The organism is Halobacillus sp. 12SKB, from assembly GCF_052941655.1.
On the sequence record NZ_JBRFWR010000001.1, the window covers coordinates 1,066,681 to 1,089,407 of the forward strand.

At 42.7% G+C, this 22,727-nt stretch carries 25 protein-coding genes; 13 read left to right on the forward strand and 12 right to left on the reverse strand.

Going from position 1 to position 22,727, the window contains the following annotated elements; genetic code table 11:
• The 3 genes from rlbA to dnaA all read right to left on the reverse strand — a co-directional run bounded on the left by rlbA (position 1) and on the right by dnaA (position 3,245).
• Positions 1-222 (reverse strand): ribosome maturation protein RlbA, encoded by a 222-nt coding sequence (rlbA, locus tag ACQ4XT_RS05365; RefSeq protein WP_446852764.1) that lies wholly within the window; start codon positions 220-222, stop codon positions 1-3.
• Positions 223-574: 352 nt separating this feature from the next.
• Positions 575-1,714, reverse strand: a complete 1,140-nt coding sequence (gene dnaN, locus ACQ4XT_RS05370) for a DNA polymerase III subunit beta (RefSeq protein ID WP_446852765.1) — start codon at positions 1,712-1,714, stop codon at positions 575-577.
• A gap of 175 nt (positions 1,715-1,889) precedes the next feature.
• Positions 1,890-3,245, reverse strand: coding sequence for a chromosomal replication initiator protein DnaA (gene dnaA, locus ACQ4XT_RS05375; protein WP_446852766.1), 1,356 nt, complete (start codon positions 3,243-3,245; stop codon positions 1,890-1,892).
• Positions 3,246-3,917: 672 nt separating this feature from the next.
• On the opposite strand from dnaA, the gene rpmH reads away from it, so the two are divergent.
• The 9 genes from rpmH to ACQ4XT_RS05420 all read left to right on the forward strand — a co-directional run bounded on the left by rpmH (position 3,918) and on the right by ACQ4XT_RS05420 (position 12,103).
• Positions 3,918-4,055 carry a 50S ribosomal protein L34 gene (gene rpmH, locus ACQ4XT_RS05380; protein ID WP_160910483.1) on the forward strand — a complete coding sequence of 46 codons (138 nt, stop codon included), beginning with the start codon at positions 3,918-3,920 and terminating at the stop codon, positions 4,053-4,055.
• A 251-nt stretch (positions 4,056-4,306) separates the two neighbouring features.
• Entirely contained in the window at positions 4,307-4,660 is a 354-nt protein-coding gene (gene rnpA / locus ACQ4XT_RS05385) for a ribonuclease P protein component (RefSeq protein WP_446852767.1), read from the forward strand.
• A gap of 113 nt (positions 4,661-4,773) precedes the next feature.
• Positions 4,774-5,532: a YidC family membrane integrase SpoIIIJ gene (gene spoIIIJ, locus ACQ4XT_RS05390; protein ID WP_446852768.1), complete on the forward strand. Its 759-nt coding sequence runs from the start codon at positions 4,774-4,776 to the stop codon at positions 5,530-5,532.
• A complete protein-coding gene (gene jag / locus ACQ4XT_RS05395) occupies positions 5,532-6,146 on the forward strand; it encodes an RNA-binding cell elongation regulator Jag/EloR (protein WP_446852769.1) in 615 nt (204 codons plus the stop codon). The genes spoIIIJ and jag overlap by 1 nt, the downstream gene beginning before the upstream one ends.
• Positions 6,147-6,575: 429 nt before the next feature.
• The gene (gene mnmE, locus ACQ4XT_RS05400; protein WP_446852770.1) at positions 6,576-7,952 is read left to right on the forward strand and encodes a tRNA uridine-5-carboxymethylaminomethyl(34) synthesis GTPase MnmE; all 1,377 of its coding nucleotides are present in this window, start codon (positions 6,576-6,578) and stop codon (positions 7,950-7,952) included.
• Positions 7,953-8,002: 50 nt separating this feature from the next.
• Positions 8,003-9,892 (forward strand): tRNA uridine-5-carboxymethylaminomethyl(34) synthesis enzyme MnmG, encoded by a 1,890-nt coding sequence (mnmG, locus tag ACQ4XT_RS05405; protein WP_446852771.1) that lies wholly within the window; start codon positions 8,003-8,005, stop codon positions 9,890-9,892.
• 17 nt (positions 9,893-9,909) lie between these two features.
• Positions 9,910-10,626 (forward strand): 16S rRNA (guanine(527)-N(7))-methyltransferase RsmG, encoded by a 717-nt coding sequence (gene rsmG / locus ACQ4XT_RS05410; RefSeq protein WP_446852772.1) that lies wholly within the window; start codon positions 9,910-9,912, stop codon positions 10,624-10,626.
• Positions 10,627-10,734: 108 nt separating this feature from the next.
• The gene (locus tag ACQ4XT_RS05415; protein ID WP_446852773.1) at positions 10,735-11,226 is read left to right on the forward strand and encodes a metallophosphoesterase family protein; all 492 of its coding nucleotides are present in this window, start codon (positions 10,735-10,737) and stop codon (positions 11,224-11,226) included.
• A 115-nt stretch (positions 11,227-11,341) separates the two neighbouring features.
• Positions 11,342-12,103 (forward strand): SDR family oxidoreductase, encoded by a 762-nt coding sequence (locus tag ACQ4XT_RS05420; protein WP_446852774.1) that lies wholly within the window; start codon positions 11,342-11,344, stop codon positions 12,101-12,103.
• A 17-nt stretch (positions 12,104-12,120) separates the two neighbouring features.
• Here the strand turns inward: ACQ4XT_RS05420 and nei are convergent, their stop codons facing one another.
• The 5 genes from nei to ACQ4XT_RS05445 all read right to left on the reverse strand — a co-directional run bounded on the left by nei (position 12,121) and on the right by ACQ4XT_RS05445 (position 15,616).
• Positions 12,121-12,954 carry an endonuclease VIII gene (gene nei, locus ACQ4XT_RS05425; protein ID WP_446852775.1) on the reverse strand — a complete coding sequence of 278 codons (834 nt, stop codon included), beginning with the start codon at positions 12,952-12,954 and terminating at the stop codon, positions 12,121-12,123.
• An 18-nt stretch (positions 12,955-12,972) separates the two neighbouring features.
• A complete protein-coding gene (locus tag ACQ4XT_RS05430) occupies positions 12,973-13,842 on the reverse strand; it encodes an SDR family oxidoreductase (RefSeq protein ID WP_446852776.1) in 870 nt (289 codons plus the stop codon).
• 94 nt (positions 13,843-13,936) lie between these two features.
• Positions 13,937-14,404, reverse strand: coding sequence for a hypothetical protein (locus ACQ4XT_RS05435; RefSeq protein WP_446852777.1), 468 nt, complete (start codon positions 14,402-14,404; stop codon positions 13,937-13,939).
• A gap of 23 nt (positions 14,405-14,427) precedes the next feature.
• Positions 14,428-15,414: a DUF3231 family protein gene (locus tag ACQ4XT_RS05440; RefSeq protein WP_446852778.1), complete on the reverse strand. Its 987-nt coding sequence runs from the start codon at positions 15,412-15,414 to the stop codon at positions 14,428-14,430.
• Positions 15,386-15,616 carry a hypothetical protein gene (locus ACQ4XT_RS05445; RefSeq protein WP_446852779.1) on the reverse strand — a complete coding sequence of 77 codons (231 nt, stop codon included), beginning with the start codon at positions 15,614-15,616 and terminating at the stop codon, positions 15,386-15,388. The genes ACQ4XT_RS05440 and ACQ4XT_RS05445 overlap by 29 nt, the downstream gene beginning before the upstream one ends.
• A 103-nt stretch (positions 15,617-15,719) precedes the next feature.
• Here ACQ4XT_RS05445 and ACQ4XT_RS05450 point away from each other — a divergent pair, with 103 nt between their 5' ends.
• The 3 genes from ACQ4XT_RS05450 to ACQ4XT_RS05460 are packed head-to-tail and all read left to right on the forward strand — an operon-like array spanning position 15,720 to position 19,412.
• Entirely contained in the window at positions 15,720-17,231 is a 1,512-nt protein-coding gene (locus ACQ4XT_RS05450) for a spore germination protein (RefSeq protein WP_446852780.1), read from the forward strand.
• On the forward strand, positions 17,224-18,333 hold the full coding sequence (locus ACQ4XT_RS05455) for a GerAB/ArcD/ProY family transporter (RefSeq protein ID WP_446852781.1): 1,110 nt from the start codon (positions 17,224-17,226) through the stop codon (positions 18,331-18,333). The genes ACQ4XT_RS05450 and ACQ4XT_RS05455 overlap by 8 nt, the downstream gene beginning before the upstream one ends.
• The gene (locus tag ACQ4XT_RS05460; protein WP_446852782.1) at positions 18,330-19,412 is read left to right on the forward strand and encodes a Ger(x)C family spore germination protein; all 1,083 of its coding nucleotides are present in this window, start codon (positions 18,330-18,332) and stop codon (positions 19,410-19,412) included. The genes ACQ4XT_RS05455 and ACQ4XT_RS05460 overlap by 4 nt, the downstream gene beginning before the upstream one ends.
• Before the next feature lie 132 nt (positions 19,413-19,544).
• Here the strand turns inward: ACQ4XT_RS05460 and ACQ4XT_RS05465 are convergent, their stop codons facing one another.
• The 4 genes from ACQ4XT_RS05465 to ACQ4XT_RS05480 all read right to left on the reverse strand — a co-directional run bounded on the left by ACQ4XT_RS05465 (position 19,545) and on the right by ACQ4XT_RS05480 (position 22,025).
• Positions 19,545-20,042 carry a hypothetical protein gene (locus tag ACQ4XT_RS05465; protein WP_446852783.1) on the reverse strand — a complete coding sequence of 166 codons (498 nt, stop codon included), beginning with the start codon at positions 20,040-20,042 and terminating at the stop codon, positions 19,545-19,547.
• Positions 20,039-20,512, reverse strand: coding sequence for a hypothetical protein (locus tag ACQ4XT_RS05470; protein WP_446852784.1), 474 nt, complete (start codon positions 20,510-20,512; stop codon positions 20,039-20,041). The genes ACQ4XT_RS05465 and ACQ4XT_RS05470 overlap by 4 nt, the downstream gene beginning before the upstream one ends.
• Positions 20,513-20,742: 230 nt before the next feature.
• A complete protein-coding gene (splB, locus tag ACQ4XT_RS05475; RefSeq protein WP_220584836.1) occupies positions 20,743-21,771 on the reverse strand; it encodes a spore photoproduct lyase in 1,029 nt (342 codons plus the stop codon).
• Positions 21,765-22,025, reverse strand: coding sequence for a transcriptional regulator SplA domain-containing protein (locus ACQ4XT_RS05480; RefSeq protein WP_146814537.1), 261 nt, complete (start codon positions 22,023-22,025; stop codon positions 21,765-21,767). Before ACQ4XT_RS05480 ends, splB begins: the two co-directional genes overlap by 7 nt.
• A 171-nt stretch (positions 22,026-22,196) precedes the next feature.
• Between ACQ4XT_RS05480 and ACQ4XT_RS05485 the strand changes: the two genes are divergently transcribed.
• The gene (locus tag ACQ4XT_RS05485; RefSeq protein WP_446852785.1) at positions 22,197-22,721 is read left to right on the forward strand and encodes a GNAT family N-acetyltransferase; all 525 of its coding nucleotides are present in this window, start codon (positions 22,197-22,199) and stop codon (positions 22,719-22,721) included.
• Positions 22,722-22,727: the final 6 nt, after the last annotated feature.

Below are 22,727 nucleotides of genomic sequence, written 5' to 3' on the forward strand. Positions count from 1 at the left end.
CTAAGCTTCTTCGACGACAGTGAAGCTGCCGAATTCTTCCACTTCAACTGTATCGCCCACATACAGTTTGCGGCCACGACGATTGTCAGGTTCTCCGTTTACGAAAACTTCAAATTCCGACAAGAAAATTTTCACCATTCCACCAGATTCGACAATATTAGCTAATTTTAAAAACTTGCCTAATGGAATATATTCTGTACTGATACCGATCTCTTCGTTCATATCATTTCACCCTATTTCATGAATTCACCTATCTTTCATTTTACTAAAGATAGGTGTGTAAAGAAAGTGTGAGAAGACGAAACAGGTCTGTATGCCTCTTTCATCCCCTTACTATGGAGTTTTCAGCTTGTGTATTTTATCTATTCTTTCATCATTCACTCATATTCGATTTTTCACTGCCCACCCAAAAAAACTTAGCTACCTAAGTAATGAGTTCTTTGAAACGAACAGACATGAACAAAGTCACTTCTAATCCAATGTCGCTCCAAGTAAGCCACCAAAACTGACCAATAAGAAAAGGTGCTCTATGCAAAACATAAAGCACCTTTTTACCTTTACCTTTTTCTAAGATTTAATAAGTTCTGACAGGGAGAATCAACTGTAAAATCTGGTCGTCATCGACAGGTCGGATTAAGAATGGACGCATAGCTCCTGTAAACTCGACTTTTACCTGGTCATAATCGACCGCTTTCAGTGCATCCATCATGTATTTGGCACTGAAGGAAATCTTCAAATCTTCTCCATCGACATCTGTCGCCATCACTTCTTCGACAACATTCCCTACTTCCGGGGAGTTACCTGTAATTTCAAGGTGATTGTCTTCTTTAGTAATTAAGCGTACAACGTTGTTGCGATTCTCTTTCGCAAGAAGAGACGCACGATCCACCGATTGCAGCAATTCTTTCGTATCAATTTTGACGATCGTCTTGCTTTGTTCCGGGATCAGACGGGAAGTTTCCGGGTAATTGCCATCAAGCAAGCGGGATAGGAAGTATAAATGTTTCGTACGGAATAAGACCTGATTTTCTGTAACACTTACTTCGATCGTGTCTTCGGAATCATCCAGAATTTTGTTTAATTCCGTCAAACTTTTACCAGGAATGACAACCGCCGGTAAAGATTTTCCTTCTGGTTGTTCCAATGGAATTTTACGGGAAGCTAACCTATGGCTGTCGGTCGCAATAAATTCAAGGCTTCCGTCTTCAAGTTTCACATGAACACCTGTAAGGATTGGTCTTGTTTCAGATGTCGAAACCGCAAAGACCGTTTGACGTATCAAATTTTTCAAAAGGTCAATCGGCAGTTCAAAGCTTTCTTCTGTGTGCAGCTGTGGAAGCTGAGGGTACTCTTCTGGATCTTGTCCGTTTAGGTGGAATTCAGCATTTCCAGAACGGATGGTGACATTACGAGTATGATCACTCTCAATTTCTACAGTATTTTGAGGAAGTTTACGAACAATATCGGGAAAATATTTAGCCTGAAGTACGATACTTCCCGGTTCAATATTTTCTACATAAACGATGCCGTCTTCTTCACTAGGAATGAAAGATTCAATCGATATATCTGAATCACTACCCGTTAATTTAATTCCTTCTTCAGTTGCTTCGAGTTTCATCCCTGTAAGAATTGGAATGGTTGTTCTGGAAGAGATGGCTTTCATGACGTTTTGAACGCTATTGATCAATTGATCCCTTTGGATAACAAATTTCATTTTGAATACACTCCTCCTACTTGAGCATATATTAATTATTTTTATTATAAATTGTAGTAATAGTACTAGTATGGGCTGTGGAAATGTGGATAACAAGGGTAAAGGTTGATTTCCCAAGGTTATCCACATGTGGACAGGGTGTTGATGAACGTGCAATCTCTATTCACATTATCCACTAGTGAGATTTTAATTGTTCTCTGATTTCATCCAATTCTTTTTGCAGCTGCTGATCATCAGCAACCATTTTTGAGATTTTTTCATGAGCATGAATGACCGTTGTATGGTCGCGTCCTCCAAACTCTTCTCCAATCTTAGGCAATGAGAAGTCCGTGAGCTCTCTGGATAGATACATTGCAATCTGTCTTGGGAAAGCTACGCTTTTTGTCCGTTTCTTCGCCGGGAAATCTTCCAGTCTCACATTATATTTTTCACCGACCATTTCCTGAATGGCTTCAATCGTAATGACCTTAGGTTTCGAACTAGGAATGATATCTTTCAAAGCTTCTGCTGCAAGCGACGCATTGATATCACTATTGATTAAAGATGAATAAGCAACGACACGAATCAGTGCACCTTCAAGTTCGCGGATGTTTGTATCAATTTGATTGGCGATGTAAAGCATCACTTCGTTCGGGATATCCAACCCTTCCGCTTTTGCTTTCTTACGCAGAATCGCAATTCTCGTTTCCAAATCAGGCGGAGTAATGTCTGTAATCAGTCCCCATTCAAATCGTGAACGCAGACGATCTTCCAGTGTAGGAATTTCTTTTGGCGGACGGTCACTGGATATGACAATCTGCTTGCTTTCTTCATGGAGTGTATTAAACGTATGGAAGAACTCTTCCTGTGTTTGTTCTTTTCCAGCCAGGAACTGTATATCATCTATTAAAAGCACGTCGACACTTCGATATTTATTACGGAAGTTGACGGCCTTGTTGTCTCTAATGGAATTAATGAATTCATTTGTAAACTTTTCCGACGACAGATAAACCACTTTAGCATTCGGATTATGATCGAGTACATAATGTCCAATCGCGTGCATCAGGTGCGTTTTACCAAGTCCTACACCACCATAGATAAACAAGGGGTTATAAGCTTTGGCTGGTGCTTCTGCAACAGCTAAGGAAGCTGCATGAGCAAAACGGTTACCTGAACCGATGACAAAGGTATCGAAGGTATATTTGGAATTCAGCATACTTTGCGGTGACTCTTCGTTTCCGTTGTTTTTTACATTCGGTACTTTTTTAGATGATAGTTTCACATCTTCCAGGGAGTCATCCTTAGATTCCGGAATAATAAACTTTGTATCAAGTTCCGCCCCCGTCACTTCATATAAAGTTTCCGTAATCAAGTTCTCATATTGATTTTCAAGCCAATCTCTGGCGAATTCATTCGGAGCAACGATCGTGAGCGTATTTTCATTTAAAGAATCAGCTTTGGTTGCTTTCAGCCATGTTTCGAAGCTCGGTTTGCTGATTTTTTCTTTAATCTGCTCGAGCGTATTGTTCCATAATTCATTGATGTTCTCCAAATTGTTTCACCCCTCTCTGTTTCAGTGGAAAACAAAAAAACCTTTCGTTCTCTTTTTCGAACGTAGCAAAAGGATCGAAAGGTAATCGTATAAGGTTTGTATAATAGATGTCGTTAAAAAACCTCTGATCGGATGTGGATGTCCGAAAGTTGATTTTACTAGAGTTCTAGAAAGTTATTTTCAATATCCACACTCCTGTGCATAACTACATAAACAGCCGTGTTAATAACTGTCCACACGTTATCCACAATCTGTGGAAAAGATTTATGGTCTTCAGAAGTCATTCACGGTTAAACACAAATATAATACCAGATAAAAACGGCAGTTGCAATGGTTCACACTAACTTATCCACAATTTCAACGCCTTGTAGACAAAACTCATCCACAACACTATATTTTGTGATTTTCTTGTCGATATTTGTTGTGGACAGTAAAAAACGCAGGGTTAAATTATACACAGATCCTGTGAATGTTCGCCAGGGGGAGATTTTGTTCGCTTATTTTTCAGGTTGTTCCAACTTGTTATAGTACAGACCTGTTATATAACGGGGCGTGATCTTTAAGAGATTACTCTTAAAATAAAAGTTGACAAAAAGCAAGGGGATTTATTATACTAATCGGGACTGCCTTTTAGATGTATTATTGGAATTTTCCTCAGGAGGTGTATATATAATGAGTAAACGCACGTTTCAACCAAATAATCGTAAGCGCAAAAAAGTACACGGCTTCCGTGCACGTATGAGCAGTAAGAATGGTCGTCATGTTCTTGCACGTCGTCGTCGTAAAGGAAGAAAAGTTCTATCAGCATAGGCCACTGAAAACAATCAGTGGTCTTTTTTTCAGTATAATGGTCAAAAGAAGGGGCGGATCTCGTCCCTCTTTTGTTTTTTTTGAGAAAATGAGAGCGTATTCTCAATAAAACTTCGATCGTCAGTATAGATGTGAGAAGGATAAAAAGAGATGTTTTCCTACATAATGGTAAAAGATCTCTTTCGGGGGAAATAGTGGAAGGCAAAACGGTCTGCCCAAGCCACCTTGTATGTGATTTTGGAGGGTGTTCGATGAAAAAAGCTTATCGTATTAAAAAAAATGAAGACTTTCAAAAGGTTTTTCGTCGCGGGCAGTCGTTCGCCAATCGCCAGTTGGTCCTTTATTACATGAAAAAGGAAGAACAATCCCATTTTCGAATCGGTTTATCCGTCAGCAAGAAAATTGGACATGCCGTCATGCGGAACCAGATCAAGCGGTATTTACGTCAGGCTTTTCATGAACTGGAAGCTGACATTTACCCGAATTATGATCTTGTCATCATTGCACGTAAACCGACGAACCAAATGGAATTTCACGAGATAAAGAAAAGCCTGACCCATGTGTTATCCCGGTCAAAGCTATTAAATAAAAAAATTCGCACGTAATCATATAGAATTATGGTGTCAACTAATGCTAAACTTATGATTGTCGTATAGTCATTCATCGGTTTGTATTTAAAAAAAGATAGAAGAGCGATTTCATTAAGGAGGAAGGAACGTTGCGGAATAAATTACTCATCCTGGTCGCGATGACAGGTATGCTTACGTTCCTATCCGGGTGTATGGACGTCAACCAAGAGATCACCTCGGATAGTACAGGATTTTGGAATGAATATATAGTTTATCCATTATCACAAACATTGTTGTTTTTCGCTGATGCCACAAATGGAAGTTACGGATTAGCGATCATTATCGTTACGATCATTATCCGTGTTTTGCTGCTGCCATTGAACGTCAAACAATTGAAGAGTTCAAAAGCGATGCAGGATATTCAACCGGAATTGAAAGAATTGAGAGAGAAGTATTCTTCAAAAGATGCTCAGACTCAACAGAAGCTTCAACAAGAAACGATGCAGCTTTTCCAGAAAAACGGTGTCAATCCGCTGGCGGGTTGTTTGCCAATCATTGTGCAGATGCCGATCTTGATCGGTTTCTACCATGCGATTATGAGAACACAAGAGGTTCAAACCCATAACTTCTTATGGTTAGAGCTTGGACAAGCGGATCCGTTCTTAGCGATTCTGACAGCAGCAACAACTTTCCTGCAGCAAAAGTTGATGATGGCTGGAGGCGCAGCTGCGCAGAATCCACAAATGCAAATGATGCTATATATCATGCCGTTGATGATTGGTACATTCGCATTCTTCTTCCCATCTGCCCTTGCGTTGTACTGGATTGTCGGTAACATTGTCATGATTCTTCAAACCATTTTCATTCGTAGACCAATGATGAAAGATGAGACAGGAGGAGCAAACTAGTGAAGCAATGGACTGCTACAGGAACTACAGTTGATGAGGCGATCCAAACAGCACTAGAGCAATTACACACATCAAGAGATCAAGTCGATGTTGAGATCATTGATGAAGGTAAAAAAGGATTTCTCGGTTTTGGTACGAAACCAGCGATTGTAAAAGCAACGATCAAGAAAAATCCAGTGCAGGACGTCGAAACATTCATCTATGAAGTAGCAGAACAAATGGGCGCTCCTGTCCAGGTGAAAACAGAGCTCCGTCAGCGCGACATTTATATGGAGCTTGAAGGTGAAAAGATTGCGATGCTGATCGGCAAGCGCGGCCAAACGTTGAACTCCCTTCAATACTTGGCTCAGCTCGTCGTGAATCGCGAGTCCGATGTCTTCTATACCGTCATGTTAGACGCAGAAGGATATCGTGGCCGAAGAAAAGAAACTTTAGAAAATCTCGCGCACCGATTGGCTGAGAAGGCGATACGGACCAGTCAGGAAGTGAAGCTTGAGCCGATGCCGTCGTATGAAAGAAAAATCATACACAGTGCGCTGCAAAACCATAAAAAAGTCGAGACGGATTCTGACGGGAATGACCCCCGCAGACACGTCGTCATCCGACCTCAATAATACTAATCATGCTTCTGTTCATCTCTCATGAACAGAAGCATTTTTTATGGATCCATAAACGGACAAACGCTCCTTATTATTGAGGAATCAGTTTCGATACTTTTGTGGGAGGGTGTGGTGTTTGGGAAAGCGAGTCATTCCCCGCCGCCCCGATCCACCGGCACAAAAGTCTCGAAATCAAGTCCTCAACAATCCTGCCAGATGTTTCAATAAATAGCTGGTGGTCGTATTGTTCCCTGTTATGGTGGAGAAAATGATAGGAAGAGTTATGCACATGTGGATAACTAAAAGGTGCAGAAAGAGGGAATATACGTGTTGATATCTTTTCAAAACACGTGGCGGTGTGGTAAGCTAGTTTGTTAGTGACATTAATAATATTCCTGTTGTGGATAAATATAAATCAAACATTTTTTCAGGAGGTGAGTGCGTGTGGAAACAGATACAATAACCGCAATTTCGACCCCGATGGGAGAAGGGGCGATTGCCATTGTCCGTTTAAGTGGACCTGAATCCGTGGCGATTGCTGCCAGCCTTTTCAAAGGGAAGGATTTAAATGAGGTTGATTCCCACACGATGCATTACGGAAAGATTATTGACCCTGAATCGGGCGAAATGGCGGAAGAAGTGATGGTATCTGTCATGCGTGCCCCGAAAACTTTTACAAGAGAAGATATTGTCGAAATCAACTGCCACGGTGGTCTAGTTTCAGTTAATCGTCTGCTTGAAATTGTGCTGGCAAGCGGTGCCCGATTGGCTGAACCTGGTGAATTTACGAAACGTGCTTTTTTGAATGGCCGTATCGATCTTTCACAAGCAGAAGCGGTCATGGACTTGATCCGTGCCAAAACGGACCGGGCAATGGATGTCGCATTGAAGCAGATGGATGGCCGGTTATCAAACCTGATTCAGGATTTAAGACAAAAACTTCTTGAAACACTGGCACATGTCGAAGTGAACATCGACTATCCGGAGTATGATGACGTCGAAGAAATGTCGCATGAAATGATGGAAGAGAAGACGAAAGAAGTGCATGAAGAAGTCACCCGGATCCTTGAAACAGCCAGGCAAGGGAAGATTTTAAGAGAGGGGCTTGGCACGGCGATCATCGGCCGGCCGAACGTCGGTAAATCTTCCTTAATGAACGCCCTTGTTCACGAAAATAAGGCGATTGTTACAGAAGTTCCAGGAACGACTCGAGATGTGATTGAGGAATATGTCAACGTTCGTGGCGTTCCTCTTCGTCTTGTCGATACCGCGGGAATCCGCGAGACAGAAGACATCGTAGAAAAGATCGGTGTTGAACGTTCAAGACAAGTGTTGAAAGAAGCTGATTTGATCCTGTTTGTGTTAAACTATGGGGATGAGCTGAGCGAAGAGGATGAGAAACTTTTCGAAGCGATCCGCGATATGAATATTATCGTAATTGTTAATAAAACGGATCTGGAACCACGTTTAGACCTTGATCAAGTGAAGGAAATGGCTGCAGGTCATCCTGTAATTACAACATCCTTGATCCGTGAAGAAGGCATCGATCAGTTGGAACAAGCGATTGGCGATACATTCTTTGAAGGAGATCTTGATGCTGGGGATATGACGTATGTCTCGAATGTCCGTCATGTTCAGTTGTTAAAACAAGCGAAACAAGCCCTTGAAGATGCCCAAAATGGGATGGAGATGGGAGTTCCGCTTGATGTCGTCCAAATCGATGTCACAAGAACGTGGGAGATCCTCGGCGAAATTATCGGGGATGCGGTCCACGAAAGCTTGATCGATCAGTTATTCTCGCAATTCTGCTTAGGAAAATAAACGTTCTGTTTGAACGATATTCATTATGATAAAAAAGGAGAGTCATCCGAATGACATATGATGCAGGGCATTATGATGTAATTGTTATTGGTGCTGGTCATGCCGGTGTAGAAGCAGGTCTTGCTGCCGCGCGCCGCGGGGCGAAAACGTTGATGCTGACTTTGAACCTCGACCTCGTTGCCTTTATGCCGTGTAACCCGTCCATTGGTGGTCCCGCAAAAGGGATTGTTGTACGTGAAGTCGATGCATTAGGTGGAGCTATGGGGCGAGTCATTGATAAAACGCACATCCAAATGCGTCTTTTGAACACGAGAAAAGGTCCAGCTGTGCGTGCGTTGCGTGCTCAAGCAGACAAACCACTGTATATCAAAGAAATGAAGCGGGTTCTTGAGAATCAGGAGAACTTGACGCTTCGTCAGGCGATGGTTGAGAAAGTATTGGTGGAAGATAACCAGATCAAAGGTGTCGTAACAGAAACGAAAGCGGCCTATTATGCTCCAACTGTCATCGTTACGACAGGGACATTCATGCGAGGGCGCGTCATCATTGGCGATTTGTCGTATGAAAGTGGCCCGAACAACCAGCGTTCAACGGTTTCTCTTTCTGAACAATTGGAGGAAATGGGCATTGAAATGGTCCGTTTCAAAACCGGAACACCGATGCGTGTCAACAGTCATACCATCGATTATTCTAAAACAGAAATTCAGCCCGGTGAGGAAGAGCCACGCTCCTTTTCTTATGAAACGACAGAGTTCATCACTGATCAAATTCCGTGTTGGCTGACGTACACGAATGAAGATACGCACAAGATCATTAATGATAACTTAGGACTTTCTGCGATGTATTCAGGAGCGATCAAAGGTACAGGCCCGCGTTACTGCCCGTCCATTGAAGATAAAATCGTCCGTTTCAATGACAAACCGCGTCACCAGATTTTCCTTGAGCCGGAAGGAAGAGATACGGAGGAAGTCTATGTGCAAGGTCTTTCCACCTCTCTTCCAGAATACGTGCAGAATGAAATGATGCGTACCGTTCCAGGTCTTGAAAAAGCAGAAATCATGCGTGCCGGTTATGCCATTGAGTATGATTCTGTTGTGCCGACACAGTTATGGCCGACACTTGAAACGAAGCAGATTGAAGGCCTGTTTACAGCTGGCCAGCTTAACGGAACTTCCGGATACGAAGAAGCTGCTGGACAAGGCTTGATGGCAGGAATCAACGCCGCTGCAAAAGCGCTCGATTTGGAACCTTTGATTCTTGACCGTTCTCAAGGTTACATTGGCGTCATGATCGATGACCTTGTGACCAAAGGTACAGGCGAACCGTACCGCCTTCTGACGTCGCGTGCGGAATTCCGTTTGATGCTCCGCCATGATAATGCGGACCTCCGACTGACAGAAATCGGCTATCAGCTCGGTTTGATTCCAGAAGATCGTTATGAGCGCTTCCAAGAGAAGAAACGCTTGATCGAAGAAGAGAAAAAACGCCTCGATAAAGTCATTTTGAAAGAGACGGACGAAGTTCAATCTGTCATCGAAGAAGCGGGTGGATCCAAACTGAAAGACGCCATTCGTGCAACAGACTTACTGAAACGTCCAGAAATGAATTACAGTCACTTGGAACGCTTGACTCCAAGCGAGGTTCCTCTCCCTGATGATGTCAAAGAACAAGTGGAGATCCAGGTGAAATACAGCGGCTATATTAAAAAAGCCCTGGAACAAATCGATCGTATGAAGAAGATGGAGACGAAGAAAATTCCTGAGGATATTGATTATGATGCGATTCATGGTCTTGCGACAGAAGCTCGTGACCGTCTGAAATCCGTCCGGCCACTATCTGTCGGCCAGGCTTCCCGCGTATCCGGGGTGAACCCGGCGGACGTTTCCATTCTGCTTGTTTATATTGAACAAGGGAAAATCGCCCGCGTATCCGGGGAATAATTTGAAAGGATGGACTTATGGATATCAACACCTTTCTTAAAGCATTACAGGAACATGGCATAGAGCTCGACGATCAACAGCAGCGCCAGTTTGAAAAGTATTTTGACATTCTTGTCGAGTGGAATGAAAAAATGAATCTTACGGCAATTACTGATCAAGAAGGCGTTTATTTGAAACACTTTTATGATTCATTGACGGCTGCCTTCTACTATGACTTCAATCAACCGCTCCGTATTTGTGATGTCGGAGCGGGGGCCGGTTTTCCGAGCTTACCTTTGAAAATCGTCTTTCCACAGCTGAAAGTGACGATTGTCGATTCTTTGAAAAAACGAATCACATTTTTGAACCACTTAGCCCACGAATTGGAGCTGGATGATGTCGCATTTTATCATGATCGTGCCGAGAATTTCGGGAAAAATTCGAATTTCCGTGAAAGTTATGACCTTGTGATGGCACGCGCTGTTGCGCGAATGTCCGTCCTTAGTGAGTTATGTTTGCCGTTGGCTACGAAAGGCGGCAGGTTCATGGCCATGAAAGGTCCGAACTTGAAGGATGAAATGGAAGACGCAAAAGTTGCGATCCAAACCGTCGGTGGTGAAGTGCTTGATGTCCACACGTTTGAATTGCCGGAAGAGGGCAGTGAGCGAAACATCGCTATCATTGAAAAGCGAAGAAAAACACCGAAGAAATACCCGAGAAAAGCGGGAACACCCAATAAAACACCGATCCAATAACATCGTTTGCCTCTCTGCCGTTGGTAGAGAGGCTGTTTTTTTTGGGAATAGGAGTAAGAGAGCGTCGAATCAGAATTACAGGACCTAAATATAAAGGAGGGATCATAAGTGAAAATCATTGTTCTTTCGGATACACATATGCCGAAAAAAGCGAAAAAGCTTCCGAAGCGTTTTTTAGAAGAATTGGTGAATGTGGATGCCATTATTCACGCTGGAGATTGGCAGACTTTTGAGCTTTATGAGACGTTGAAAGACTATGCTCCCGTACACGGGGTCTATGGCAATGTGGATGGTGAAGAGATCCAAAGCGAATTTCCGGCCAAACAAATGTTGGAATGGGAAGGATACAGGATTGGGATTGTCCATGGCCACGGAGAGAAGAAGACGACGGAAAAACGGGCGTTGGAAGCTTTCGAGGATGACGGCGTAGATGTGTTGATTTTTGGACACTCTCATATACCGATGCTCCGCTATTTTAAGAAAACACTCTTGTTCAATCCTGGATCTCTCACTGATAAAAGGCGATTGCCAATGTATTCGTTCGGAAAACTTTCCTTAACGAAGGCTGGTATTCATGCGGAACATATTTTCTTTCCTTAATTTATGAAAATAAATTTCATAAATTAATTTCAATTAATGAAAGGAATTTCCTTTACCCCTATCGAATGGTTTATAAGAGAATGTAAACGCTATCGTAGCGTGAAAGGGGATTGGAATGTCTGAGAGTATATTTCGTTTAGATGGAAAAATAGCAGCTGTTACTGGTGGAACAAGAGGGATCGGGCGTGCTGTGGCGATTGGCCTTGCAGAATCTGGAGCCGATGTTGCTTTGTTACAGAGGAACACATCACAAATCGATGTCAAAGAGGAAATTGAGGGCTGCGGTCGTACCTGCCACATCATTCCATGTGATTTGAATGATAAAGAGCAAGTGAAAGAGGCCATTCCATCTGTGGTGGAAGCGTTCGGGCGTGTGGATATTTTAGTGAATGCTGCTGGGATCCAAAGACGTTCTGACGCTGTTGATTTCTCAGAGGAGGACTGGGATGATGTTCTAAATATCAATTTGAAAACCACGTGGACGCTCTGTCAGCAAGCGGGACGCTATATGGTACCGGAGAAGAGTGGGAAAATCATCAACTTCGCTTCCTTGCTGTCCTACCAGGGAGGGATTCGTGTACCGGCTTATGCGGCTTCCAAAGGTGGCGTTTCCCAGCTGACGAAAGCCTTATCCAATGAATGGGCGAAAGAAGGAGTGAATGTCAACAGTGTCGTGCCAGGCTATATCGCGACTGATATGAACACAGCGCTCATTCAGGATGAAGATAGAAACAAACAAATTCTTGATCGAATACCAGCAGGCGACTGGGGGAAACCGGAAGACTTCATTGGTGCCGTTGTGTTTCTTGCTTCCGATGCTTCCCGTTATGTGCATGGACATCAGCTGGCTGTTGATGGTGGCTGGTTAGGAAGATAGAAGAAATCCCGCTCCCTTTATGAAGGAGCGGGATTTTTTTGGCAGGTCGGACAGTAGTAACAGCGACGGGAAGCGGCACGGAACTTGATAATTTCTGTCCCGTCGATCCGGCACGGTCGACCTTCGCGGTTGAACACCCAATGTCTGTATTCATAGCGCTTTTTTCCTTGGTTTTTCAATTCTTCCGCAAGGGCTGGGTCGTTTGTGATGCCTTTGTTTTCATAGGAACGCCACATCAGGTCGATGCAAGCTTTTGCGGCGCGGTGAAGCTGTTTCTCTGTGCAGTCAATCGGTCGTGAAAAGGGAGATATCCCAGCAACGAATAGAATTTCACTGCGCAAATAATTTCCGATTCCTCCGATGAATGACTGATCGAGTAGTAGAGAGGTCCATTTCCTCCGATGAAATCTCTTTTCCTGAAAACGTGCAAAAAGATGATCTGGCGTCACATCTTCACTTAATAGATCGGGCCCTACTTTTGAAAGAAAAGGATGATGATCTTCTTCACCATCTGTCAGCACTTCTATATCTGACGCACTGTAAAGAAGAGCGGATTTCTTTTCATTGTGAATGGCGAGCCGCAATTGCCGGTTCGTTTTCGGGTAGTTGTACGCGTTCCTGATATACCATTTTCCGTACAATTGATTATGCGAGTAAATAATTTTGTCATTGTCGAAACGGATGAGCATGGCTTTTCCTTTGGTGTCGACCCGTGTCACTGTGGACCCACGCAGAATTTCTTCATATCCTTGTAAATGCTCAAAGGCAAAACTGATATCGATGATCGTTCTGTTTTTTAAGGCTTTTTCTACTGAATCTGCAGCTCGTCTGATTTCTGGTCCTTCTGGCATATGTTTCGTTCCTTTCGATCAGCTGGATGTAAACATTCCACCATTGATATGGATGAACTGGCCTGTGATATAAGTTGAATCGTCGGAAGCAAGCAGGACGTAGCTCCCTACATGCTCTACCGGCTGTCCGGGACGTCCCATCGGAGTGTTTGTACCGAACTCTTCGACTTTATCTTCTGGGAATGTAGCTGGAATGAGTGGTGTCCAAATCGGCCCTGGAGCAATTCCGTTCACCCGTATGCCCTTATCGACTAATTGCTTTGCCATCGAGCGGGTGAAAGCGACGACGGCTCCTTTCGTTGCTGTGTAGTCGACAAGCTCAGGGTTGCCTACATATGGGTTGACGGATGCGGTGTTGATGATGGCACTGCCCCGTTTGAAATGTGGGATGGCCGCTTTCGTCAAATGAAACATAGAAAAGATGTTTGTCCTGAAGGTGCTTTCCAATTGTTCGGTCGAAATGTTCAACAAATCATCCGTCGGGTGTTGTTCGGCCGCGTTATTGACGAGAATGTCCAATTGACCGAGCTCGTTCACCGTACGCTCGACGGCTGTTTTACAAATTTCTTCATCTCCAACGTCACCTGGTATTAAGATGGCACGTCGTCCCGCTTCTTCGACTTTCTTCTTCGTATATTCGGCATCTTCATGCTCCTCTAAATAAGAAATCGCAACATCAGCCCCTTCTTTTGCATAGCCAATAGCTACCGAGCGGCCGATGCCGCTGTCCCCACCTGTAATCAAGGCGACTTTACCGACTAACTTATTTCCACTTGTGTAGTCTTCATCCGCCTGCAAAGGAAAGGGGTTCATTCCTTTTTCTATCCCCGGCTGGATCGATTGTTCCTGGCCTGGTTGGCCTTCTGTCTGGCGTTGTTCTCTATTCATAAAAGAAATCCTCCTCAAATCATGTTTGTTTGGTGTCATTCCACCATTTTGGAAAAATCAAACAAACATAACAAAAACCCCTTCATTGTGGGAACTATGAGGGGCTTCTGGAAGAGCGTATTAATAATGATCTTACGAAAAGTCCAATGACGATACCTGGCAGCAAGAATAGAATGGGAAGCCAGACCGGTCCAATTAGAACTCCCCCTATCTTAAAGAGAGGAGAATAGATCAGCCCGACGGTGACGGAATAGGCGCAAAAAGCAAAAGGGACGAAGGTAAAGGGCGCACATTCTCCATCCGCTTCCCGGTATGCATCCCAGACGGCGAACATATACACACATGGGTAAAACATGAGCCATTGATAGTCCGTCACTTCAATGGCTTTTTCTATATTTCCGTGGAAACTATGGACAATCGCCATGTTGAAAGAGCTATTCACGTTGAGAATCACTTCTAAAAGGATGAAGGCGAGTCCTTTGATGAGGTGTCCATTCAATAGCTGGCCGAATCCCGGAAAAGCAATGCTCCATAATAAAATTTCCAGTCGTTTTTCTTTCATATCGATTCCTCTTCCGCTAAAAATTATTGGATGAGTTTCTCTCTGTCTGGAGCTTGAGGGGGTTCTTCAAACCATCCATTGTGGATCATGATATCCAGACCGTCTTTGGAATAGATCGCTGTATCTATAATCAACTTTTGATAGGTGAAAATGATATCGTAACGAAGGCTTACAGATGAACTAGTCGCATAATTCCCTTGTCCAGCTGAAGCAAGCACGCTGATTACATACATCATGAGTCGGTCGGAAAAGACAGGATCGGTGTTTGTGGTTAAAAAGTTCGCAGATACCATCGGTGTCATAATTCCGGACTGATCCAAAAGATCTGAGAATAATTTGCGATGTTTGATCGACATCTTCTTCCCATGTTTCATATACTCTTTGACTGTTTTGTTTTTACTTGTCTGGGCAAATCCCTGACATAACACTTCTCCGATCGTGTTATTTTTTATGTTTTCATACAAATGAGTGATTTCCATCGCATTCAAGGATCGTTTACTAAAAGGATGGTAATAACTTTTGGATTCGATGTATTCTGTTTCTTTTTTAATAGCAATTTGAGGAGGTCTTGTATAGATGCCTTTCTCAAGTCCAATGTTCACACACTCGTGAAAAAGTTGGTCTTGCTTTTGAATACGTTCGCTGAAAAAATTCCTTACATCCTCTCTTGAAGAAGCTCCTAATGAAAAACCATCAGAGGTAAGGCCTGCCTGCCCCATATGCTCTAAAAAGGTCAACATGAATGGATCTGTAAACAGCTTCGGTGCATTCGGGTTCAGGTCATCCATGGTATAGCCATTGGGAACGGGAAGTTCTGCTTCTTCAAAAAAACGACGGCAATCGTTCACTCCCTGGTCCGCAATTTCCTTTGCCAGATGAATCAACGATTGAATTTCTTCATCCCTGTGAGTTAATTGAAAATGTTCCAAAACAGGGATGGCCATACTGTTCTGAATATATTGTGTCCATAATAGCCCGATTTCATTGGCTGTCAGTGTTTTTTGGGACATATTGGTTTCCCTCCTGTGATGATGGTGGTGGTGCTAATTTAGTTTCTTTCACTTCTTCCTTGTACAATAGATAACCAGGTAAACACACCAGGTTCACAAGAAAAATGTAAATCAATAATTTAGCTAACCAGTCGATGACGAACACGGTTGATAAAAAAACGAGAGCAACGATGAATAGTGGGGATACATATGCATAGATCATGGTTCGTCCTCCTTGTCTTTTTATACTTTCCGTACAGGTATAAATTATTACGAAAAGAGGATGATAGGAGAAAGAAGTCAGACTGGTAATAAAGGAGTTCGTCATGTGGAAATGGAAGCGGAAAGAAAAACAGCAGCCAGAAAAGCAACAACCAGCGAAGAAGCAGAGCGGCTCTCTTTCTGAATTTATTCAAGCGATGAAACAATCGGAGGATTTCGTTCATTACAAGTTAACCGGAAGTACGAGATGTACGGTTTCGTATTTGAAAACAATGTGCGACTCGAAAATTTTAAATCGCAGTGTTTTATCGACTTTGAATAGTGAAGCGTTACACACGCTGCATGACATGAAAGAAAGAATTCCTGTTGAGAATATTCGATTGACATCAAAAATGGATTTAATTGAAGAGAAAGTCATGTTCGGCTACATCATGATTCAGAAAGACGAAAAGGAAGAGGAAGTGCTTATAATTCCTGCCATTTCCTTAGAATCAAGGGATGTCAGTATTCCAGAAGTAGAATTTAGTGTCGTAGGTCCTAAAGAGGCATTCGTGGAAACACTGAACACGAATATCAATCTTATTCGTAAGCGCCTTCCATTACCACAGCTGACCGTTAAAGAAACGAACATCGGCAAAGTGACTAAAACTCGTGTCGCCGTCGTTTATATCGATGGAGTGGCAAACCAGGATAATGTAGATACAGTGGAACAGAGACTGAAAGGGATTGAAATTGATCAGTTGGTGGACAGTTCGTTTGTTACACAAATCATTGCCGATAATTCCAATTCGCCTTTTCCACAGTTGTTGGATACGGAAAGGCCGGACCGTGTCGTTTCCAACCTGGTAGAGGGGAAAATAGCTATTCTCGTAGATGGGTCACCGCATGCGTTGACCTGTCCGACAACAGTCGTTGAATTTTTCGGGGCGTCTGATGATTATTTTCTGCCTTGGCATTTAGCGACGGCTTTTCGTTTGATTCGATTATTTGCTGTCATTTTTTCTGTTTTGAGTACACCTTTATATGTAGCTGTGCTCACCTATCATCATGAAATGATTCCAGCTGCTTTGATGGCGACCATAGTATCCTCCCGTTCCGATATTCCCTTTCCGCCGATATTGGAAGTGATTGTTCTGGAATTGACGATCGAATTGTTACGGGAAGCTGGAGCCAGACTTCCGACGAAGATCGGCCAAACAATCGGTATCGTAGGAGGTATCGTCATTGGTACCGCTGCAGTAGATGCGGGACTTACGAGTAATGTGCTGTTAATCATCGTCGCTCTTAGTGCCCTTGCTTCCTTTACGACACCTGTCTATCAAATCGGCAATACCATTCGCCTCATTCGTTTTCCTTTTATCATTGGCGCACAGCTCTGGGGGCTTGTGGGGGTTTCGATGTGTATGGTTTTTTTCATTGGTCATCTCATCAAATTACAATCCATCGGACGTCCTTTTTTCGAACCGCTTTATCCGCTTAGAATCAAAGATTTGAAGGACGCCTTTATTCGCCTGCCTTTTAACAAGCAGACAGAACGACCTGTTCTAATGAGAACAGAAGATCCACAACGGATGAACCCATCACGTGTGAATGCAAAGAGGGATATCGATGAATAAATTGAACAATAGTCAGGGGTTAAACATACCTGAGAATTACTTAGTGACACCCGCCTATGTCTTCTTTTTAATTCACAGCATGCAGGTGGGGGTCGGAATCCTTGGATTTGAGAAATATTTAGTCGAAAAAGCTGGATTTGATGCATGGATTTCTGTATTGATTGCTGGTGGCATACTCCATGTGATTCTATGGATGATTTACCGTCTTCTTCAAAATGGTGGAGGGGATATTGTAGAAATTCATAAAAGCATTTTCGGCAAATATCTAGGGGGGTTATTAAGCCTCCTCTTTTGTGCTTATTTTACTCTTCTTGCATTTACGGTGGTCATCACGTTCATAGAGGTCATTAAAGTCTGGGTATTTCCTGGATTGCACGTCTGGGTTTTTGCTTTTGTTCTCCTATGGCTTGTGTACTATTTGGTCAGTGGAGGCTTCCGTGTAATTACGGGAATGTGTCTGATCAGCGTTATCATAGGACTTCCGATTCTTCTGCTGAAGTATTTTCCGGTTGAGGCTGGTCATACGATGAACATCTATCCGGTCGTCAGTCATAGTGTTGCAGACATATTAGGTGCAACCAAACAGAGTATTCTCAGCTTTATAGGCCTGGAATTTTTATTGATCTATTATCCATTTATCAAAGAACCACAAAAATCCAAAAAATGGGCGCATTACGGGGTATTTTACACGACGATGGTTTATTTGATCAGTGTCCTTGTCACGTTTGTTTATTATAGTGAAGAGCAGTTGAAACAAGTCGTCTGGGGGACGATATCGGCTTGGAAGATTGTAGAGTTTCCTTTTATTGAACGGTTTGAGTTTGTCGGGATCGCGATGTGGCTTTATGTTGTCCTTCCTAATATTTGTTTAGGTTTATGGGGAGCGACAAGGATCCCTAAACGCGTGTTTAATGTGAAACAAAAATATTTTGTTATCCTTTTTTGTATCGCCATCTATTTCCCTGCTGTTTTAATAGATGGGCGGCCGATCATCGATGCTGTAAACAACTTATCAGGACAACTTGGTATGTATGTTCTAATGTATATTCCAGTTTTATTAGTGTTGAAGACAATCTCAGATAAAGTGAGGAAGCGGACATGAAGAAATCTTGGATTTTTCTTATGATGGTACCTGTCATCCTTCTGGCCGGCTGTATGCCAAGTAGAAGCGTAGAGGAGAATGCCATCGTCCAGATTGTCGGATATGATGTAGGAGAGGACGAACGCATTCAGGGAACCGTTTCTATTCCTCAGTACGGAAAAAGTGAAGACAAACAAGCAGCCTCGGAACTCTATTTAACCGTCGATGCCGATTCAACGAAAGATGTCGAAATAGAAATACAAAAACAATCGTCCAAGCCGATTTCAATCGGAAAACTTGCCGTTACGTTATACAGTAAAGAACTGGCTGAACAGGGTTTAGGGGATATTGTTGATGTGCTTAGCCGAGATCCTCGGCTTAGTAGGAACATGTTTTTAGGTATAGTCGACGGGTCTGCAAAAGATTTAATAGAGAGTGGATACACGCAGGATGAAACCACCTCAAAGCATCTGCAGGGGCTTATTGAAAACAACACGCTTCATAATTTTCCATCGACAAGCCTTCACGATTTTTTATATGCCTATTATGCCCAGGGGATGGATCCGTTTCTCCCTATGCTGAACAAACGGGAATCCTTTGTCGAACTATCCGGGGTCGCGTTTTTTAAAAAAGGATTGCTTGTGGCTGAGGTACCGGATTCTAAGATTTTCACATTTAAAATGTTAAAAGAGAATTTTATTAAAGGAGCCCAGGATCTTCCGTTTGAAGGTGGAACGATTATGCTTGAAAACATTGGATCGAACGTCGATTACACTTTATCAGGTTCCGGTGATCAACAAAAGTTTATCATCAAAGTCAACTTAAAATCTGAAGTTAATGAAATGGCAGGCGTTGATCGCAATGCAAACCCCAAATTAGCAAGAGAAATGGAAGAAAAATTCGTCGAATATTTTGATAAAGAAGCTGACGAACTCATTGCGCTATTCAAGGAAAAAAATATTGATCCGCTTGGTCTTGGGAATTTTACCAAAACGAGAAAAGGTGATTTTGATATTAGTCAATGGGAGGACAATTACTCTGAACTCGAGGTTGATATTCAGTTTAATGTAGAAATCACGGAATACGGGATCTTCTCTTAGCATTTTAAGAGCTTCTTAAAAAAGCGAATTTATGAGGGGAACCTTTCTCGCCAAATAAAGAAAACTCCACGGAATAGGGCATCATGAACCTGGATTTCTCCATTCCGTGGAGTTTTTCTATATGGATTAGATTTATTTCAATACTTGAAAGCGCGATCGAATAAGCTCGAAATAGAGGGCCGTAAACGTCTGGGTAGTTAAGAAAACAGCAAAAGAAAAAGGGATTTTATACCCGTTTTGGAATCCAACAATTCCCAACTTTGTAAACACCCACTGCATACTGACTCCAACGATGACCCATAGAAGGATATAGAAAATGAATGTCTTTTTATGAATGTTGAACATGTCATAAAAATAAATGAAAAAATAACTGAATGGAGCGAAAATCAAGTAATAGCAGAAGTCAAATAACTCGTAGTGATTCGTATCATTGAGTGTGAAAAAATCAATGAGTCCTCCCCCGATTGTAAAGTCGAAAAAAACGCCAATGGTAAATCCAAGCAGCATTAACAGCCAAGTGATCTCCCGTTTGAATTTAAAAGGAAGCACAAAAAAGAGGGCATAGGCAATAGTCATGAGAATTAAGATGGAAATTTCATTCTTATCAAAGGTTTGCCAAAGGAAGTTCACGAGTGCTTCACCTCATTATGGGTGGATTTCCTGATTAGTTTCCATACTCCAATGCTTAAGAAGTGGAGGAACACATAGTAAACGGTATCAAATCCCAGGTTCCAGTCTTTGTACGTAGAAATATCAAGAACTCTGGATAAAATGGTAAGCAGAATTAAGCAAATCACAGAAGCAGCGATAACCAAACCTTTTTTCATGGTAGATGAGGAAGCGCTGTATAAATTGAGCTGCACCATTAGAAGCGTAGGGATGATAATACTTCGAAAAATTAAAAAGCCGGCATAATTATCAGGATCCTCTGTTATTTTCACGTACTTCAATTCTTCGTTGATGATCCAGGTCCAGTTGATGCTGATGACACTAGTGGTCAAGAATATGAATGTATTTTCTATGAGGGTTAAGCGCTTAGGGATTATGGTGAAGATGCTGACGATGAGCCAAGCGCTTACGAAAAATACCATGAAAGCCATACAAATCCTCCTTATCATCTCCCCCTATTGTTTGTTTACTGCACGGAAAATATTCCACTATAAGACCCTCCCATTGGAATGGAGTTCGAGATTTGGGTGAATGCAAGGATGCGGAAGTAAATGATTCCTTTCTCCGCTCCTTAAAATAAGAATCTTGGCAAAGAGTCTCTAAGAATCAGGTGCGTATCCGGGAATGGAAAGAACTCAGAGCAAGGCTCTGAGTTCCTGTTTCACGTGAAATATTCAAGACTTGCTTCAGGAAAGTATTGATTGATGTATCCACCTAGTACGCTCTTCATTTCTTCCTGTTCGTCCTTTTGATAGACGTATTTGCCAATTCCATATTTGCCCCATTTGTATTTGCGTTTTTCTTCATCCATTTCAAGCTTCGTCATAGGATAATTCTTTTGGATGACACGCTTAGCTGGTTTGGTAAAGCGGTGTTGGATCAGTTCAAAGGTTAAATCCTTTGTTGCATAATCCGGCAGTTTGTCCTGAAGTTTTTCGAAAAGGATGCGATACCCTTCTTTCCAATCTTCGTACAAATAGATCGGTGCAATGATAAACCCAAGAGGATAGCCAGCTTTTGCTACTTTAGCGGCAGCCTCGATGCGCTCGTCTAAACGGGAAGTGCCAGGTTCTAAGTATTTGATGACATAATCTGCATTCATGCTGAAGCGAAATCTTGTCCTTCCGTTGTGTTTTGCATCCAGCAGATGATCGACATGCGCGAATTTCGTTACAAAACGGAGTCTTCCGTGTTCCGATTCTCCAAAGTATTCAATCGCCCGCTTTAACGAATGGGTCAAGTGGTCGACCCCAACGATATCCGATGTACAGGATGCTTCAAAGCGGGTCTCCTCAGGAGCGCGCTCCTTCATGTATTGCTCAGCCGCATCAAACACTTCATCGACATTGACATACGTACGGATATAAGGTTTGCTTCCCATTGTTGTCTGTAAATAGCAATAGTGGCAATGCCCCATACACCCTGTAGCAAGGGGAATTGCATATTCTGCTGAAGGTTTGGATGTATCGAACTTCAGCGTTTTTCTAACTCCAACGACAAGGGTGGATTTCGCCATCCGGTATTTTTGGAAATCATTTTCCCCTGGAAGGTTACGCACCTGATTGTGAGATGTGGTTTCCCGGATTTCAATTCCCAAACCTTCGAATTTTTCCTTCAATTCACGTCCCAGCGGGTATTCAAGTGCTCTAGGTTCAATATAGACAAGTTCCGGCATGAATGGTTTTACCACAGCTCACCCTCCGATTCTACCCCTCCACCAAAGGCATCATAATACGCACGTTCCGCTTCCCCTTCGGACGCATAAATTGCAATATTTTCATCCAATGGGAAATAGGTTTCATACAAAAACAAGGCCAATTCCCCTGGTTGTTCAGGGTTGTTGACCACAGCAGCTTCCTGCACATTGGCAACGTCATACGTGTGAGGATTCCTATAAATCACATAAACGATGTCTCCTGCTTTGTAGTTTTGTTGTAGATCCATCCAATCACCTGCTTCTCATATTTTTTGCTTCCACCTGTCAGTCCTATCTTTTTTCTAATCGTGCTCATTTTTCCACAAAAGTCGACTTTTATTACGAATTTTCTTGTAAAAAAAGGAATGACCCCGTTATAGATAGAAGTAAACTCTGTAGAACAGGAGGAGGGTGGAACCATGGAGCTACATACAGAGAGACTTTTTTTAAAACCGTACACGAATGATTTAGCGGAACGGGTGGTTGATCTAGCAGGGGATGAAGCAGTGGCGGCAACAACCTTTGTTCCACATCCTTACACGCTTGAAGTGGCTGAAAGTTGGATAGCCCTTCATAAGGAATGGATAGATAAAGGAACCGCTTATCCCTTGGCGATGGTTTTGAAAGAGACCGATGAACTTGTCGGTACCATGACCTTGAGGGTTGATTCCAAGCATCATAAAGGAGAACTCGCTTATTGGGTTGGGAAGCCATATTGGAACCTGGGGTATGCGACAGAAGCGGCCATCAGAGTTGTGGATTTCGGCTTTGAAGAATTACAGTTGAACCGGATATGGTCGGCAGCGATCACTTCCAACCCAGGCTCGACCAAAGTGATGCAAAAAGCCGGTCTGAGCTATGAGGGGACGTTAAAGCAGGACATCTATCATTGGGGTGAATACAAAGATATTGATGTGTATGGAAGAGTTAAAAATGATGGATAGGTTTCA

Excerpts from the sequence above, each read along its gene's own strand:
- ACQ4XT_RS05445 (WP_446852779.1), bottom strand. The coding sequence starts at position 15,616 with ATGATCTATGCATATGTATCCCCACTATTCATCGTTGCTCTCGTTTTT.
- ACQ4XT_RS05420 (WP_446852774.1), top strand. The coding sequence starts at position 11,342 with ATGTCTGAGAGTATATTTCGTTTAGATGGAAAAATAGCAGCTGTTACT.
- ACQ4XT_RS05485 (WP_446852785.1), top strand. The coding sequence starts at position 22,197 with ATGGAGCTACATACAGAGAGACTTTTTTTAAAACCGTACACGAATGAT.
- ACQ4XT_RS05430 (WP_446852776.1), bottom strand. The coding sequence starts at position 13,842 with ATGAATAGAGAACAACGCCAGACAGAAGGCCAACCAGGCCAGGAACAA.
- rpmH (WP_160910483.1), top strand. The coding sequence starts at position 3,918 with ATGAGTAAACGCACGTTTCAACCAAATAATCGTAAGCGCAAAAAAGTA.
- rnpA (WP_446852767.1), top strand. The coding sequence starts at position 4,307 with ATGAAAAAAGCTTATCGTATTAAAAAAAATGAAGACTTTCAAAAGGTT.
- ACQ4XT_RS05460 (WP_446852782.1), top strand. The coding sequence starts at position 18,330 with ATGAAGAAATCTTGGATTTTTCTTATGATGGTACCTGTCATCCTTCTG.
- ACQ4XT_RS05480 (WP_146814537.1), bottom strand. The coding sequence starts at position 22,025 with ATGGATCTACAACAAAACTACAAAGCAGGAGACATCGTTTATGTGATT.
- nei (WP_446852775.1), bottom strand. The coding sequence starts at position 12,954 with ATGCCAGAAGGACCAGAAATCAGACGAGCTGCAGATTCAGTAGAAAAA.
- ACQ4XT_RS05470 (WP_446852784.1), bottom strand. The coding sequence starts at position 20,512 with ATGGCTTTCATGGTATTTTTCGTAAGCGCTTGGCTCATCGTCAGCATC.
- ACQ4XT_RS05440 (WP_446852778.1), bottom strand. The coding sequence starts at position 15,414 with ATGTCCCAAAAAACACTGACAGCCAATGAAATCGGGCTATTATGGACA.
- rlbA (WP_446852764.1), bottom strand. The coding sequence starts at position 222 with ATGAACGAAGAGATCGGTATCAGTACAGAATATATTCCATTAGGCAAG.
- ACQ4XT_RS05435 (WP_446852777.1), bottom strand. The coding sequence starts at position 14,404 with ATGAAAGAAAAACGACTGGAAATTTTATTATGGAGCATTGCTTTTCCG.
- mnmG (WP_446852771.1), top strand. The coding sequence starts at position 8,003 with ATGACATATGATGCAGGGCATTATGATGTAATTGTTATTGGTGCTGGT.
- rsmG (WP_446852772.1), top strand. The coding sequence starts at position 9,910 with ATGGATATCAACACCTTTCTTAAAGCATTACAGGAACATGGCATAGAG.
- ACQ4XT_RS05450 (WP_446852780.1), top strand. The coding sequence starts at position 15,720 with ATGTGGAAATGGAAGCGGAAAGAAAAACAGCAGCCAGAAAAGCAACAA.
- ACQ4XT_RS05455 (WP_446852781.1), top strand. The coding sequence starts at position 17,224 with ATGAATAAATTGAACAATAGTCAGGGGTTAAACATACCTGAGAATTAC.
- dnaN (WP_446852765.1), bottom strand. The coding sequence starts at position 1,714 with ATGAAATTTGTTATCCAAAGGGATCAATTGATCAATAGCGTTCAAAAC.